Source organism: Arcobacter aquimarinus (genome assembly GCF_013177635.1).
GTDB classification, from domain to species: domain Bacteria; phylum Campylobacterota; class Campylobacteria; order Campylobacterales; family Arcobacteraceae; genus Aliarcobacter; species Aliarcobacter aquimarinus.
In genome coordinates, this window is the sequence record NZ_CP030944.1 from 2,262,972 (window position 1) to 2,278,820 (window position 15,849).

Genomic DNA, 15,849 nt, shown 5'->3' on the forward strand with positions numbered 1-15,849 from the left:
CAAACTTTATTTTAAATTTTGTAATACTTCATCTAATTGTTCAAATACTTTTGTATTTTGTTCATTTCTTCCAATTGTAATTCTAATTGCATTTTGACCGTAACCTGTTAAGTCTCTTACAATTACTCCTCTTTCAAGAAGTTTTTGTGCAACTGTTTTTGATACAAATTTATCACCAAATTTAATAGTAATAAAATTTGTATAAGATGGAATATATTCAAATCCTTTACTTATTGCATACTCTTCATATCTTTTCATCTCTTCAAAGTTTTTAGCAATACAAGTATTCACAAATTCTTCATCTTTTAATGCTTCAATAGCTGCTGCTAAAGTTAAAGTTGTTATATTAAAAGGAGCTCTTAGTTTATATAATGTATTAATAATTTCAGGTTGAGCAATACCATATCCAACTCTCATTCCTCCAAGAGCATAAGCTTTTGAAAAAGTTCCTAAATATATTGCATTTGGGAAATTTGCTATTAAATCTTTTGCAACAATTCTTTTTTTCTCATCTTTAAAAGAAGCATACTCTTGATAAGCCCCATCAACAACAACTAAAGTTTCTTTATCAACTGTTTCTAAAAATGCATAAACATCATCTTTGTCTAAACATTCACCTAATGGATTATTAGGTAAACATAAAAAGATAACATCTGCACCATGTTCTTTATAAAGCTTTGAAAATTGTTCTAAATTATGTTGATCATCATCAGTTTTAATAATTTTGGCACCTGTTTGTTTTCCATAAATTTCATACATTGCAAAAGTAGTTTTTGCCATTAAAATTTTAGAATCTTTTTCACATTTTGCATGTACGCAATACTCTAAAATTTGATCACTTCCTGAACCAACAATCACATGTTTATTTGTCACATCAAATTTTTTTGCCAATGCTTCTTTTAATTCATACATTGAATCATCAGGATAAACAAACATATTTTTAGCTAATTCTTGAATCTTTTCAATAACTTTTGGACTTGTTCCATAAGGATTTTCATTTGAAGCCAATTTTATAACATCTTTTGGATTTACTCCATACTCTCTCACAACCAATTCAATAGGTTTTCCCGCTTCATAAGTTGTAACATTTTCTAATACTTGATTAAATTGCATTTACTTTTCCTATTTTTATATTAAATATCATTAATTTCTTTTACATATGATCCTAAAACTTTAACACTATTTGTGTGTTTTTGTAGGACTTTTTTAACATTTTCATCGTCTTTATGACCATCAAAGTCAATAAAAAATATCGAATTTCCTTCAACAATATGAGATTTTATTTTAGTAAGATTAATTCCGGCTTTATTAAAATCTGTTAAAAATTCTACTAAAATACCTTGCCTATCAGGGAATTTTACCAATATTGAAGTCTTATCATTTCCACTTGGTGCATTTTCAAAATCACTAATTATAAAAAATCTTGTTTTATTGTTATCTTTATCTTCTATATTTTCAAATAAAATTGGAAGATTATGTAATTTTGCTCCAACATGAGGACAAATAGCTGCACTTCCCTCTTCATTTGCTGCAATTTTTGCAGCTTTTGTTGTTGATTCTATTGGAATAAGTTCTACTTCATCCAAACCAAAATTTGTCAAAAATCTTCTACATTGTTCAAATGCAATATCTTTTGAATATATCTTTTTTATGTCACTTACTTTATCACATTTTGTAGATAGTGTATGATGAATATCAAGAACAACTTCTGCAATAATTTTTAAATTATAATTACTTAAACAATTGATTGTATCTGTTACTATTCCATTTGATGAATTTTCAATTGGAACTACACCAAATTTTACTTTTTTTGTATGTACTTCTCTAAAAACACCTTTTATAGAACTAATTGCAATATATGAACTCATCGCTCCAAATCTAGCTTCCGCAGCTTGATGAGTAAAACTTCCTTCAGGTCCTAAATAACCAATATTTTCAGGTAACTCTAAATTTCTTGAAATAGCAAATATTTCTAAAAATAAAGCTTCTATTGCACTTCTATTTAATAAACCATTTTTTTGTTTATTGATTTCTTCTAATCTATCAATAATAGCTTTTTCTCTTTCAGGTCTGTAGATTGCTCCTCCGCTTTTTGCTTTTAAAGCACCTACCTTGTGAACAACCCTCATTCTTTGATTTATTAAATCCAAAAGTTCATTATCTATTGAATCTAATTGATTTCTTAGTTCTAATAATCCATCTTCGTTATTCATTAACAAGCCTTATTTTATAAACTCTTCTTCTAAAGCAATAATATCTTCAAAAGTCTCTCTTCTTCTAATTAATCTGTCTTTACCATTTTCAATAGCTATCTCTGCAACTTTACCTCTTGTGTTATAGTTACTTGCCATTGTAAAACCATAAGCACCTGCACTGTAAATTGCAACTAAATCATTATGTTCAGTTTTTGGCAATTCAATATTTTTTGCAAAAAAGTCTCCACTTTCACAAACAGGACCTACAAGATTACAATCAGAGAATTCTTTATTATCATTTAAAACTTCAATTCTATGATAAGCATTATATAATGATGGTCTAATTAAATCATTCATGGCACCATCAACAATAACAAATCTTTTATTTCCATTTACTTTTTCATATAAAACTTTTGTTACAAATGTTCCAGCATTACCAACCATAAATCTTCCTGGCTCACAAACTACAGTTATATCTAATCCAAACATTGTTTCCAAAACAGATTGTGCATATTCATTTGTATCAATCAAAGTTTCATCTTTATAAACAATACCTAATCCTCCACCGATATCCATAAATGAAAGTTCAATTTTTATTGCTTTTAAATTTCTTACTAAATCTGCAATAATTTTTACTGATTCTTTAATTGGCTGTAGTTGTGTTAACTGTGAACCAATATGACAATGAATTCCAACTGGGTCAAGATTTTCAGAGTTTTTACATTGAATATACATTCTTTTTGCTGTATCAATATCAACTCCAAATTTATTTTCATGAAGTCCTGTAGAAATATATGGATGTGTTTTTGGGTCAATATTTGGATTAACTCTAATAGAAATTCTTGCAACTTTTCCTAATTCTTTAGCAATAATTTCAACTCTTTGTAATTCAGCATCACTTTCAACATTAATCATTAAAATATCTAATTCCAAAGCTTGTCTTATTTCATCATCAATTTTTCCAACACCTGAAAAAATAATTTTATATGCAGGAATTCCAACTTTTAAAGCACGTTTAACTTCTCCAATAGAAACGCAATCAGCTCCAGCTCCAAGATTTGCCAAATGTTTAATAACACTTAAATTTGAATTTGCTTTAACAGCATAAGCAATCAAAGATTTTCTTGCTCTAAATGCACCTTTTAACTCTTCATATTGATTTGTAATGTGGTCAAAATCATAAACATAATAAGGTGTTTGGTATTTATTAGCTAACTCTTTAAAATTTATATTCATTATTGTAATTATCCTATATTTAAAATTTTAATTTAAAATTTCATTAAATTTAAAAGTAAAATTTTATTAATTCTAATCTCTTAAAAAACAGTCAAAAAGTGTGAGATTTTGAGTGAAGTTCAAGGCGGAAAAAAAATTTTAAATAGGAGCTTACAAATGTAAGTGAATATTTAAAATTTCTCCTTCAACGCAGAAATTCGCCAAAAGCTTACGCTTATTGACTATTTTTCTCCATTCCAAGCAATAGTTGGTTTACCCTCTTCATCAAATTTAACTGCTGGCATACCCATAATATTAAATCCACTATCAACATAATGAATTTCACCTGTAACTGCACTACTTAAATCTGAAAGTAAATACATTCCTGAATTTCCAACTTCATCAATTGTTACATTTTTCTTTAACGGAGAATGTGCTTCATTCCATTTAAGCATAAATCTAAAGTCACTAATTCCCGCTGCTGCTAAAGTTTTAATAGGACCTGCACTAATTGCATTTACTCTAATCCCATCTCTTCCTAAATCTTCAGCTAGATATTTAGTTGTCATTTCTAAAGCAGCTTTTGCAACACCCATTAAATTATAATTAGGTATATATTTAACTCCACCATAATATGATAGAGTTAATATTGAAGAATTATTTGATAATAAAGGCTTTAATTCTCTTGTTATTTCAATCAATGAATAAACAGAAATATCCATAGCAATATCAAATGCTTCTTTTGAAATATCATAAAATCTACCACTTAATCCCTCTTTTGGAGCAAATGCTATTGAATGTACGATAAAATCTATTTGTCCTAAATCTTTTTCTAAAGACTCTTTTAATGCTTTTACTTCTTCTGGATTAGAAACATCGCAAGGATATACTAAATTTTCACTTCCAAATTCAGTGGCAATTGGAACAACTCTTTTTTTCAAAGAATCATTTAAATATGTAAAAGCTATTTGTGCACCTTGTGCAGCACATGCTTTTGCTATACCGTAAGCAATTGATTTATCATTTGCTACTCCTAAAATTACACCTTTTTTACCTTTCATAAACATCCTATAAATCCTTTGTATTTTCTAAAATTTGTATAAAATCTTCAACTTTCCAAGAAGCTGTTCCTATTAATGCACCGTCAACATTTTGAATTTGACAAATTTCTCTTACATTTTCTACTTTAACACTTCCACCATATAAAAGTGGTTTAGAAATTTTTACTTTTATAGCATTATGAACATTTTTTATATCTTGATTAGTAGCAGTTACACCTGTGCCAATTGCCCAAACTGGTTCATATGCTAAAATCAAATTTTCATAATTTATATCAATTCCAACAAACTGTTCATAAATATACTCTAAAGTTTTTTCTATTCCTTGATTTTTTACCTCTAAAGGTTCACCTATACAATAGATTATTTTGTATCCGAGATTTTTATAAAATTCATATTTTTTAGTTATTTCTTCTTGTGATTCACCTAAAATATGTCTTCTTTCACTATGACCTATTAATATCGTTTTAATTTCAAATTCATCAAGTTGAGAAGTTCCTATTTCACCTGTAAATGAGCCACTTGCTGTTGCATAAGCATTTTGTACTCCAATAGTAAAATTAGAAACTGTTTGAAAAGTGTCAAGAGAAGTTGCTGTAGGGAAAACATAAACTTCATTTTTTATACCACTTTTTTTCAAATAATCATTTACTTCATTTACAAATAAAGAAGTTGATTTTCTTGTGTGATTTGTTTTGAAATTACTAGCAATAATTGCCATTAGTTATCTTCCTCTATAACTAATGCTTTTACACCAGGTAATACTTTTCCTTCAATTAACTCTAAAGAAGCTCCTCCACCTGTAGAAATAAATGTCATATCTTCTTCATCACCTGTAATTCTTACAAGATCAGCAGTATCTCCACCACCAACTACTGTTGTTGCATAAGAGCTTGCAACAGCATGAGAAACTTTTGTACTTCCTTTTGCAAATCTATCCATTTCATAAACACCCATTGGTCCATTCCATAAAATAGTATTTGCATCTGCTAAAGCTTCATTAAATAATAAAGCTGATGCAGGTCCAATATCTAATCCCATCCAACTTTTTGGCATCTCTTGAATCGTAACAATTTTTGCATTTGCTTCTGCATCAAAAGCTTCAGCAGCAACTATATCAACAGGTAAATATAATTTAACTCCCAACTCTTTCGCTTCTTCCATAATTTTAATAGCTTCAGGAATTAAGTCCTCTTCAACTAAAGATTTTCCTATTTCATGACCTAAAGCTTTTAAAAATGTAAATGCCATTCCTCCACCAATAATTATTTTATCAACTTTTGGTACAAGATTATAAAGAGCTTCTAATTTTCCAGATACCTTTGAACCACCAACAATAGCAACAAAAGGTCTTTTTGGATTATGAATTATATGATGAAAAAATTTAATCTCTTTTGCCATCAAAAATCCAGCAGCTTTATGCTCTAAATCAAAATGTTTAGAAATACCTTCTACAGAAGCATGAGCTCTATGTGAAACTCCAAAAGCATCATTGATATAAACTTCAGCCATTGAAGCTAATTTTGCACATAACTCTTCATCATTTTTAGTTTCACCAGCTTCAAATCTCATATTTTCTAAAAGTAAAATTTCACCAGCTTTCAAATCTTTTGCCATGTTTAATGTTTCATCGCAAACAACATTTGGAGCCATTTTAATATCTTGTTTTAAAAGAATATGTAATCTTTTTGCAATAGGAGCTAAAGAATATTTTTCTTCAAATCCACCCTTTGGTCTTCCAAAATGAGAAGCTAATATAACAGAACAGTCATTATCAATACAATATCTTATAGTATTTAAAGCACTTCTAATTCTTCTATCATCAGTAATATTATTGTATTCATCCATTGGAACATTAAAATCACATCTTATAAATACTTTTTTTCCAGCTATATCAATATTTTTAATCTCTTGTAGTTTCACTTATTTTCCTTTATATTATTTAGTTGCTACTAAAACACCTAAATCTACCAATCTTGTTGAGTATCCCCACTCATTATCATACCAAGAAAGAACTTTTACCATATTTTTGTCAATTACTTGAATAGTGTCTAAAGGTACAACTGTTGATAATGTTTCTCCTATAAAATCACTACTTACTCTATACTCATCATCAATACCTAAAATTCCTTTTAAATTACCATTTGCTGCTTCTTTGAATGCTGTGCAAACTTCTTCTAAAGTTACTTCTTTTTTTAATGTTACAGTTAAATCAACCAAAGAAACATCAGCAGTTGGAACTCTTATTGCTTGACCATTTAATTTACCATTTAAATGAGGCATAACTTTTCCAATAGCTTTTGCAGCACCTGTACTTGCAGGAGTAAGGTTCATAGCTCCAGCTCTTCCTTTTCTTGCATCTTTTTTATCTTTAGCATCTAAAATAGGTTGAGAACTTGTATAAGCGTGAATAGTAGTCATTAAACCTTTTTCTATTCCAAAAACATCATCTAATACACGAGCAACTGGTGCTAATCCATTTGTAGTACAAGAAGCATTTGAAACTATTGTTTCTCCTGCATATTTATCCTCATTAGCTCCAATTACAAAAGTTGGTGTGTCATCTTTTGCAGGTGCACTCATAACTACTTTTTTTACACCATTATCTATATAGGCTTGCACAGATTCTTTTGTTAAGAATGCTCCTGTACACTCTAAAACAACTTGTGCTCCATATGTAGCAAAATCTAATTTTGATGGCTCTCTCTCATTTAAAAGTTTAGCTTTATCTTTACCAATATAAATATATCCTTCTTTAACTTTTACATCATTTCTAGTTCCATGAACAGTATCATACTTAAGATTATATTGAATCATTTCTTCACTACCACTAGCATTTACAGCAACTAATTCTACATCATTTCTATCAGCTATAATTCTAGCTACACATCTTCCTATTCTTCCCAAACCATTAATTGCAACTTTAACAGCCATTATATTCCCTTTTGTATAAATCTAAATTGTAGATATTTTATCGAAAAATTGCTATAATAATATTTAAGTATATTACAAAGGTTTTAAATAGGTGCGAATTGCAATATTTGGTGGTAGTTTTGACCCAGTTCATATAGGTCATAAAGCTATTGTAAAAACAGCTTTAAGTGAACTAAATATTGATAAATTAATTGTTGTTCCAACTTATTTAAATCCCTTTAAAAAAAGTTTTTATTTAAAACCTCAGACTAGATTAAAGTTATTAAAAAAAGTTTTTAATAATTTTGAAAAAGTTGATATTTGTGATTATGAAGTAAATAAAGAAAAATTAAGCTACAGTTTTGATACAGTAAGTTATTTAAAAAAATTGTATTCTACAAATAAAATATATTTTATTTTAGGAGAAGATAATTTAAAAAATTTAGATAAATGGTATAAAATTGAAGAATTAAAAACTTTAGTAGAATTTGTAGTTGTTACAAGAAATGGTTTTAAGTCTAAAAGAACTGAAAAATTCAAGATTTTGGATATAGATATAAATATTAGTTCTAGCTTATTAAGAGAAAATATGAATTTAGACTATATTCCGATTGAAATTAAAAATGATATATTAAATATTAGAAAAGGTAAAAGTTTTTGAATACAAGATTAGAAAACATAAAAAAAATACTAGATGAAAAAAAAGCGGAAAATATAGAAATTATTGATTTAACATCAAAAGACTATATTGTTGATTATGTTGTAATTGCAACAACATTAAATCCAAAACATGGTTTTGCACTATTAAATTACTTAAAAACAGACCTTAAACCTCAAGGTGAAGAGTTTTTAAGAGTAGATGAAGATGATGATTGGACAATCATTGATTTAGGCGATATTTTTATTCATTTAATAAGCGAAAAATATAGAATAAAATATTCATTAGAAGAATTTTTATCTACTATTGGTACTAAAGAAGTATAAAAAGGAGAGTCTACTCTCCCCCTCTTAAGATTTTATTGTAATTAGATGTAGCATCTCTTGCTCCACCCATGTTACCAGTGTAGATTGCATAAGCCACAATAATAACAAAGATGCCTATTACCCATTTCATTACATTATCTCCTTAGCCTTTATTCCTAATAATGATAATCCAGTTTTTATACTTAGTGCAGCAATACTTAAGACTTTTAAATAAATATTTTGCTCATCACTTCCGATAATTTTATGTTCATTATAAAATTTATGTACTGATGAAGCTAAAGAGTATAAATATTCAGTAATTTTTTGCATATCCCTTTTTAAGAATGCCTCACTTAATATAGATTCCAATAATAATGATTCATATACTAAGTTAAGTCCATCTTGATTAATATTTAAGAAATCTACATCCACAATATCATCAAATGTAATTTCTGATTTAACAAATAACTGATTAATTCTAGCATGTGCATAATTTATATAAAAAATTGGATTTGAAGAATCTTGATTTTTTAACATATCAATATCAAACTCTAAATGAGTATCACTCTTTCTCGTTAAAAAGATAAATCTTAATGCATCAGAACCTATTTCTTCAGTTATGTCAGACATTAAAATAACATTACCAGCTCTTTTACTCATTTTATAAGGTTCACCACCTTTTAATAATTGAACCATTTGAGATAAAATAACTTCTAACTTAGATGAATCATTACCTAAAAACTCTATTGCTGCCTTTACTCTTGGTATATATCCATGGTGATCTGCACCCCAAATATTTATATATCTATCATAATTTCTGTCATATTTATCTTTATGATAAATAATATCTCCAGCTAAATAAGTAGGAATTCCATTATCTCTTACAACAACTCTATCTGAATCATCACCATATTGAGTAGATTTTAAATAAATTTTTTGGTTTTTTTCGTATAATGAACCATTTTCTTCAAGAACTTTTCTTGTTTCATCCCATGCATAATATAAAGATTTTTCAGAAACAAAATTTTCAAATTCAATTCCTAAATCTTTTAAATCCTTAATAATGATTTTCATCACTTCATCTTTACCAAATCTAGCCATTTCTTTAAATCTAGACTCATCATAGAATATTTCATTTCCATGTGTTTCTTGAATCTGCTTAGCTATATCAATTAGATAATCACCTCTATAATATGTTTCAGGATACTCAACTGTTTCATTTAATAAAAAATCTCTAGCTGCTAACGAAATAGAAAGTCCTAACATATCCATTTGAGCACCAGCATCATTTATATAATACTCTGTTGTAATATCATAACCCAAATATCTACCAACTCTAGCCAAAGAATCACCAGCAATTGCACCCCTTGCATGACCAATATGCAAAGGACCTGTAGGATTTGCTGAAACATATTCTAATAATATTTTTTCAGATTTTGCTTCTTGCTTTGCAAAACTATCCCTATTTCTCAAAGCATCATTTACTAAGTTTTCTAAAAAAATAGATGATAGCTTGAAATTAACAAAACCTTTCACAGCCTCAACATTTTCAAAAATTTCACTATTTAAAAACTTTGAAGCTAACTCATCAGCAATAACCATAGGTGATTTTTTCAATTCTTTTGCTAAAGAAAAAGCTACAGGAGTTGCGTAATGTCCCAACGATATATCTTTTGGTTTTTCAAGTACAACACTAATACCTAATATTTTTTCTATATATTCTTTTACTAAATTTTGCAATATTATCTCTTATGATTGTTTTGTTTCATTTTTTTCATCAGAAGTTCTAACTTCAGTTTTTTTATCTAACTCATCAACTTTTTTTGTATCAGCTAAATCATCCTCATCATCTTTAACAGCTTTTTTAAAATTCTTGATTCCTGAACCTAAACCCTTTGCTAGTTCTGGAATTTTTTTACCACCAAATAAAAGTAAAACAACCAATGCAATTAATAACCACTCCATACCACCTGGCATACTCATGACTTATCCTTCATAAATTTATTTTGAATCCATTATAACTATAAAATCCTTAAAAAATTTTATTGAATTATCTTATGAAGTATTTAACCAATTTATAACCACTACCTGCAGCTACAATAGTTCCAACTAAATTAAAAAAAATATTAGTAATAGCTAAATATAGTGATGTACCAAATAATAAATAAGTTTCAATTGCAAAAGTAGAATAAGTAGTTAAAGCACCTAAAAATCCTGTTGTAAGAAAAGCTTTCATATTTGTTGAAACTGTATAGTGAGAGAAATAAGCAAATAATATTCCAATAATAAATGAACCTATTAAATTAACTAATAATATTCCTAAAGGAAATTCTAACGGTAGATATTTGTTTGAAAAATGAACGGCATAAGCTCTAGCAATTGAACCCAGAAACCCACCAAGTCCTATTGCTAAAATTGTTTGCCAACTAAGAGACATAACTTTTATACTCTTTACTAAAAACTTCTTTCATTTTTATTTCTGTATCTTCGAACCAAGTACTATCTTTTGATGCTTGAACTGGTTCTAAAAAAGTAACTTTTACAATACCAGGCGTTGCTTTTAAACTTTTAGAATCAACAATATTTCTTGTATTAAATAATATAATAGGTTGTACTTTAAGATTATATTTATTAGCAATCATTTTTGCACCTGGCTTAAAACTACTCATTTTAGTACCATCACTTCTAGTTCCTTCAGGAAACATAGCAATTGGTCTTCCTTTATCTAGTCTATCTTTTGCTTCTTTCAATAAATGAATAATACCTGCTTTATTTTCTCTATCAACACTTATCATTCTTGGTGCTTTAATTATATGTCCAAAAAAGAATAAATCAGCTATCTCTTTTTTTGCAACCCATGCTAAATCTCGTGAATGAATATATTCAATAACTATAATATCAAGTAAAGATTGATGATTCATTATTACCATATCACAAGATTCATCCAACTTTCCTTCTATTTCAAGTTTTATTCCTAAAACATACATTTGAAATTTCATCCAAACTTTTATAACCTTATGAGTATGATTTCTAAATATATACATAAACATAACAGTAATAGCAACAGTAATTGAAAACTGTATAAAAAGTATAATTCCTCTAATTCGTGCCAAAACTTTCTTCCTTTATCCAACCTATAAATCCATTCTCTAAACCAAGAATTTTTATAAATCCATTTTTCTTTTCTAATATCTCAACTTTTTGATCATTCTCAATTTTGAAAAATATAGTTGAATTTTTTGTAGGTAATATGTAAACAAATGAATCTTTTTTTACTACACCTTTTGCATTTGGTAAATTATAAAATAAAGCTATTACAAATGAAATAATAGTTAAAAATATTAAAATCTTTTTTCTTTTCCAAACTGTTAATAAAAATAAAATTCCAAACAAAACTAATGTAGCAATTTTTTTATACTTTTCAAATGTTGAATCATTAGGATTCAAATCTGTTTGTGTGCTAACAAGCTCATTTTGTAAAATCAATGGTACTTTTACGTCTTTAAAACTTTTTGTAGCAGAATTATAATATGTAAAAATTAGATTTTTTTGATATATTGGTGTTACAAAATAATATACTAAATTTTGAGTAGCATCTGATTCTTTAATTGCTGAAACACCTTGTTCTTCAATATTTTTTAATTTAAAGTCTTCTAAATTTGAGTTTATACCATCAATGTCTATTATAGTAAGAGCTTCATTATTATTGTATTGCTTTGTTTTATAAGCTTTGAGAAGAATCTTATCTGCAATAACATTTGAATATCTTTCGTCACCTTTTCCTATATCAGAATATCTAATAGGTATTGTAGAAAGTTGACTTGTATCTATTATACTGTTTCCATTTAATAGCTTCACTTCAATATCAGGTAATCTAAAATTATTACTTTTAACTTTAAAATAAAAAGTATTTTCATATACATCATAAGAGATTTTTTTCCATTGGCTATTTGGATTTAATATAGCAATATTAGAATAATTAGAAAAAGATGTAGTTAAATTATCAAAATTTGTTGTAGTGATTAATGCTTTGACTGTAAGTTCAAATTTTTGATTTTTATAAACATTTGTCGGAATTTTTTTATATGATAAATAAAGATTTTTTGCAGCAAATAAATTTAATGATAAAAAAATATTAAAAAGTAATATTGTTATAAATGTTTTTTTCATTTTATTTTTTTACATAAAGAGATTAAAATCTCTTTATTGTAAAAAACCCTTTAACATATTGATTCCATCAGTTGAACCTAATAACTCTTCAATAGCACGCTCAGGATGAGGCATCAATCCAAAAACATTTTTTTCTTTATTACAAATTCCAGCAATATTAGAAACTGAACCATTCATATTTACTAAATTTCCATCTTTATCACAATATTTTAAAAGAATTTGACCATTTACTTCTAACTCTTTTAAACCTTCATTATCTATATAATAATTACCATCATGGTGTGCAACAGGAATATTTAAAATCTCATCTTTTTTAGTTAATCCTAAAAATAAATTATCATTATTAATTACTTTTAGAGTATGAAACTTTGAGATAAAGTGTAAAGAATCATTTCTCTTCATAGCTCCAGGTAACAATCCTGCTTCTAATAAAATTTGGAATCCATTACAAATACCTAAAACTTTTCCACCTTTAGATGCATATTCTTTAACAGATTCCATAATATTTGCAAATCTAGCAATTGCTCCACTTCGTAAGTAATCCCCGTAAGAAAATCCACCAGGAATCACAACTAAATCTGTATCTGCAGGTATTTCTTTACTTTTATGCCAAATAATTTCTACATCACATCCTAATTGTTCAAAGGCATATTTTGTATCATATTCGCAGTTTGTTCCAGGAAATTGTAAAACTGAAATTTTCATATTAACCTACTATTTCGATATTATAATCTTCAATAACTGTATTAGCTAAAAGCTTTTCACACATTTTTGCTACTTCGCTTCTTGCTTCTTCCTCATTTGAAGAGTTTAATTCAATAATAATTTGTTTACCAATTCTTACATTTTTTACAATTTCTTTAAAACCTAAAGTATCTAAAGCATGATGAGTTGCTTTACCTTGATCATCAAGAACACCTTGTTTTAAACCTACATTTACAATTGCTTTCATTTGTCACCTTCAATTTATATTTTTTGGGATTATATCTAAAAATCCCTTATACATATTTAGTATAAAATAGCATTAACTAGTCTATATTAATTCAATCTTTCAAGAATAGTTGTATAACCACTCAAAATTTTATCTTTAATCTCTTGTGGAACATTAACTTCTAATTTTTCACCAGATTTTAAATCTTTTGCTTGTTCTTTCCAATTTTGAGCTTTTCCAAAATCTCTTAATATTTGTTTATCCATAGATATATAATTTTGAGCATCAAAATCCTCTTTAGAAATAAATCTTGAACTTTCAGGAGTTAAAACTTCATCACCTAAAACCCACTCACCTTTTGAATTTACAAATACTTCAAGTTTTGTATCAACTACTATAATCCCATTATTATATGCAAATTGAGTAAATTGTTTGAATAAATTTTCTAAACTAGAGATAATCTCAGGGAATAATTCTCTTACTTTTTGAGAATTTAAAGGAATATCTTTTACACCTTTTGTTGTTGGTGTAAATAATGGATTCTCAAATTTTGACCATTCTTTTAAATCTTTTGGTAAATTTAATCCATAAGGATCATTTCCATTTTGTGTTGCTTCAAATAATGAACCTGTTAAATAATTTCTAAAAATCAACTCAAATTGAACTAACTCTCCATCAACTTCAGCTTCTAATGGTTTACACAATTCCATCATTTGACATCTAGAAGAAACTTTTAAATTATCTACAGTTTCATCTAAAATTGCAGTTCTTATACCTAAATTTTTAGCAAATTTTGCACCATTATTTGAAATAGCTGTTTGAGAAACACCTTTTCCTTCAATTTCTAAATTCAATGGTATGTCAAATACAGAACATCTATCACTTCTTACTAAAAGAACTTTTGACTCATCTCCTGGACAAGTATAAAGGTCCGCATTTTTACCAATATAAAATAAGTTATAACCTAAGTTCTCAAGTTCATCTATACCTTTTAAAGATGTAGTTTTTTTTGACTCTGGCCATAATCCAAGTGCTATAATATCGCTAATTTTCATACAATTTCCTATTATTTATTCATAATTATTAAACTTTTCAAGATTGCTAATGAAGTATTCAATTGATTATCTTCCAACAAGTCTTCACCTGTAATTACTTTTTTTGTCTCATCACTTAATATTTTCTCTTCTTTTTTTACCTCGTCTACTTTTTCAAGTTCTCCTTCAAGATGTTTTTTTAAATCAGCTTCTTTTATCTTGAATTTATCATCTTCATTTTGAGTAACTTTTCCAGAATGAACGATAACATCAGGTGTTACTCCTGTAGCTTGAATAGTTCTTCCACTTGGTAAATAATATTTTGCAATTGTAAGTTTGATATTTTCACTTCTATCATTTTCTATTGGAAGAACAGCTTGAACTGAACCTTTACCAAATGTTTTTTCCCCTATAACTATTGCTCTTTTATGATCTTGTAATGAACCACTTACTATCTCAGAAGCAGATGCAGAACCTTCATTTACAAGAACAACTAAAGGTAATTTTGATTTAGTGTTAAAAGATGAAGCTTCAAATTTTTCTTCATCCTCTTCTGCTCTACCTTTTTGAGAAACAATAACACCTTTGTCAACAAATAAATCTACAACACCTATTGCTTGATTTAACAATCCACCTGGATTATTTCTTAAATCTAAAATAAATCCTTTTGCATTTTTATTTTCATTTATTATTTTTTCTAAATCTTCAGTAACTTTATTATCAAAACTTGAAACTCTTAAATATATTACATCTTCATTCTCTATTTTTTTAGCAAATACTGATTGTATTTTAATAATATCTCTTTTCATTTTTATCTCAAGAGGTTTTAATTCACCTTTTCTTACAACTGTAATTGTAATATCAGTTTTTGGTTCACCTCTCATTAGATTAACAGCTTCATCTAAAGTGATGCCAATTGTAGATAATTCATTTATTTTTAAAATAATATCTCCAGATTTTACACCTGCTTTAAATGCTGGAGTATCATCTATTGGGGAAATAACTGTCAATGCACCATCTCTCATACCTACAGTTATTCCTAATCCTCCAAACTCACCTTTTGTTTGAATATTCATCTCTTTAGAAGCTTTTTTATCTAAGTAACTTGAATGAGCATCTAACTCTTGCATCAATCCTTTTAAAGCTTTATCAACGATTTCTTGTAATTTTATGTCATCAACATAATATTTTTCAACTGTACCAATAACTTTTGTAAGTTTAGACAAAGATTCAAATCTTGTTTGTTCTGGTTGAGCAATTTCTTCTTTTGAAAATGCAGACTGTGATAAAAATAACGCTATGGTTGAAGTCAATAATAATCTGTTCATATCTTTAATAACCTTTGAAATTTGTAGAAAAAAATTATACAA

18 protein-coding genes are annotated in these 15,849 nt (G+C 27.4%); 2 read left to right on the forward strand and 16 right to left on the reverse strand.

Annotated elements, in window-relative coordinates; genetic code table 11:
- Nucleotides 1-6: 6 nt before the first annotated feature.
- The 7 genes from hisC to gap form a co-directional block, all read right to left on the reverse strand.
- Entirely contained in the window at nucleotides 7-1,113 is a 1,107-nt protein-coding gene (gene hisC / locus AAQM_RS11420) for a histidinol-phosphate transaminase (protein WP_129094672.1), read from the reverse strand.
- A 20-nt stretch (nucleotides 1,114-1,133) separates the two neighbouring features.
- The gene (pheA, locus tag AAQM_RS11425; protein ID WP_129094671.1) at nucleotides 1,134-2,213 is read right to left on the reverse strand and encodes a chorismate mutase; all 1,080 of its coding nucleotides are present in this window, start codon (nucleotides 2,211-2,213) and stop codon (nucleotides 1,134-1,136) included.
- A 9-nt stretch (nucleotides 2,214-2,222) separates the two neighbouring features.
- On the reverse strand, nucleotides 2,223-3,431 hold the full coding sequence (gene lysA, locus AAQM_RS11430; RefSeq protein WP_129094670.1) for a diaminopimelate decarboxylase: 1,209 nt from the start codon (nucleotides 3,429-3,431) through the stop codon (nucleotides 2,223-2,225).
- 221 nt (nucleotides 3,432-3,652) lie between these two features.
- Nucleotides 3,653-4,477, reverse strand: a complete 825-nt coding sequence (gene fabI / locus AAQM_RS11435; protein ID WP_129094669.1) for an enoyl-ACP reductase FabI — start codon at nucleotides 4,475-4,477, stop codon at nucleotides 3,653-3,655.
- 1 nt (nucleotide 4,478) lies between these two features.
- Entirely contained in the window at nucleotides 4,479-5,189 is a 711-nt protein-coding gene (locus tag AAQM_RS11440) for a triose-phosphate isomerase (RefSeq protein ID WP_129094668.1), read from the reverse strand.
- Nucleotides 5,189-6,391, reverse strand: a complete 1,203-nt coding sequence (locus AAQM_RS11445; protein WP_129094667.1) for a phosphoglycerate kinase — start codon at nucleotides 6,389-6,391, stop codon at nucleotides 5,189-5,191. Before AAQM_RS11445 ends, AAQM_RS11440 begins: the two co-directional genes overlap by 1 nt.
- 15 nt (nucleotides 6,392-6,406) lie before the next feature.
- Complete coding sequence (gene gap, locus AAQM_RS11450; protein WP_129094666.1) at nucleotides 6,407-7,402, reverse strand: type I glyceraldehyde-3-phosphate dehydrogenase; 996 nt, start codon at nucleotides 7,400-7,402, stop codon at nucleotides 6,407-6,409.
- Nucleotides 7,403-7,493: 91 nt separating this feature from the next.
- On the opposite strand from gap, the gene nadD reads away from it, so the two are divergent.
- Together nadD and rsfS are read left to right on the forward strand one after the other, a co-directional pair.
- A complete protein-coding gene (gene nadD, locus AAQM_RS11455) occupies nucleotides 7,494-8,042 on the forward strand; it encodes a nicotinate (nicotinamide) nucleotide adenylyltransferase (RefSeq protein WP_129094665.1) in 549 nt (182 codons plus the stop codon).
- Nucleotides 8,039-8,365, forward strand: coding sequence for a ribosome silencing factor (gene rsfS, locus AAQM_RS11460; RefSeq protein ID WP_129094664.1), 327 nt, complete (start codon nucleotides 8,039-8,041; stop codon nucleotides 8,363-8,365). The genes nadD and rsfS overlap by 4 nt, the downstream gene beginning before the upstream one ends.
- A 129-nt stretch (nucleotides 8,366-8,494) precedes the next feature.
- On the opposite strand, the gene argS is transcribed toward rsfS, so the two are convergent.
- The 9 genes from argS to AAQM_RS11505 all read right to left on the reverse strand — a co-directional run bounded on the left by argS (nucleotide 8,495) and on the right by AAQM_RS11505 (nucleotide 15,807).
- Nucleotides 8,495-10,084, reverse strand: a complete 1,590-nt coding sequence (argS, locus tag AAQM_RS11465) for an arginine--tRNA ligase (RefSeq protein ID WP_129094663.1) — start codon at nucleotides 10,082-10,084, stop codon at nucleotides 8,495-8,497.
- 9 nt (nucleotides 10,085-10,093) lie between these two features.
- Nucleotides 10,094-10,327, reverse strand: a complete 234-nt coding sequence (locus AAQM_RS11470) for a Sec-independent protein translocase subunit TatA/TatB (protein ID WP_129094662.1) — start codon at nucleotides 10,325-10,327, stop codon at nucleotides 10,094-10,096.
- A 67-nt stretch (nucleotides 10,328-10,394) separates the two neighbouring features.
- The gene (crcB, locus tag AAQM_RS11475) at nucleotides 10,395-10,781 is read right to left on the reverse strand and encodes a fluoride efflux transporter CrcB (RefSeq protein WP_129094661.1); all 387 of its coding nucleotides are present in this window, start codon (nucleotides 10,779-10,781) and stop codon (nucleotides 10,395-10,397) included.
- The gene (locus tag AAQM_RS11480; RefSeq protein ID WP_129094660.1) at nucleotides 10,771-11,457 is read right to left on the reverse strand and encodes a lysophospholipid acyltransferase family protein; all 687 of its coding nucleotides are present in this window, start codon (nucleotides 11,455-11,457) and stop codon (nucleotides 10,771-10,773) included. Before AAQM_RS11480 ends, crcB begins: the two co-directional genes overlap by 11 nt.
- The gene (locus AAQM_RS11485; protein WP_129094659.1) at nucleotides 11,444-12,514 is read right to left on the reverse strand and encodes an SH3 domain-containing protein; all 1,071 of its coding nucleotides are present in this window, start codon (nucleotides 12,512-12,514) and stop codon (nucleotides 11,444-11,446) included. The genes AAQM_RS11480 and AAQM_RS11485 overlap by 14 nt, the downstream gene beginning before the upstream one ends.
- 33 nt (nucleotides 12,515-12,547) lie before the next feature.
- Nucleotides 12,548-13,219 carry a phosphoribosylformylglycinamidine synthase I gene (purQ, locus tag AAQM_RS11490; protein ID WP_129094658.1) on the reverse strand — a complete coding sequence of 224 codons (672 nt, stop codon included), beginning with the start codon at nucleotides 13,217-13,219 and terminating at the stop codon, nucleotides 12,548-12,550.
- Nucleotide 13,220: 1 nt separating this feature from the next.
- Nucleotides 13,221-13,466: a phosphoribosylformylglycinamidine synthase subunit PurS gene (gene purS, locus AAQM_RS11495; RefSeq protein WP_129094657.1), complete on the reverse strand. Its 246-nt coding sequence runs from the start codon at nucleotides 13,464-13,466 to the stop codon at nucleotides 13,221-13,223.
- Nucleotides 13,467-13,552: 86 nt separating this feature from the next.
- Nucleotides 13,553-14,500, reverse strand: a complete 948-nt coding sequence (locus AAQM_RS11500; protein ID WP_129094656.1) for a phosphoribosylaminoimidazolesuccinocarboxamide synthase — start codon at nucleotides 14,498-14,500, stop codon at nucleotides 13,553-13,555.
- A gap of 11 nt (nucleotides 14,501-14,511) precedes the next feature.
- A complete protein-coding gene (locus tag AAQM_RS11505; protein WP_129094655.1) occupies nucleotides 14,512-15,807 on the reverse strand; it encodes a S41 family peptidase in 1,296 nt (431 codons plus the stop codon).
- Nucleotides 15,808-15,849: the final 42 nt, after the last annotated feature.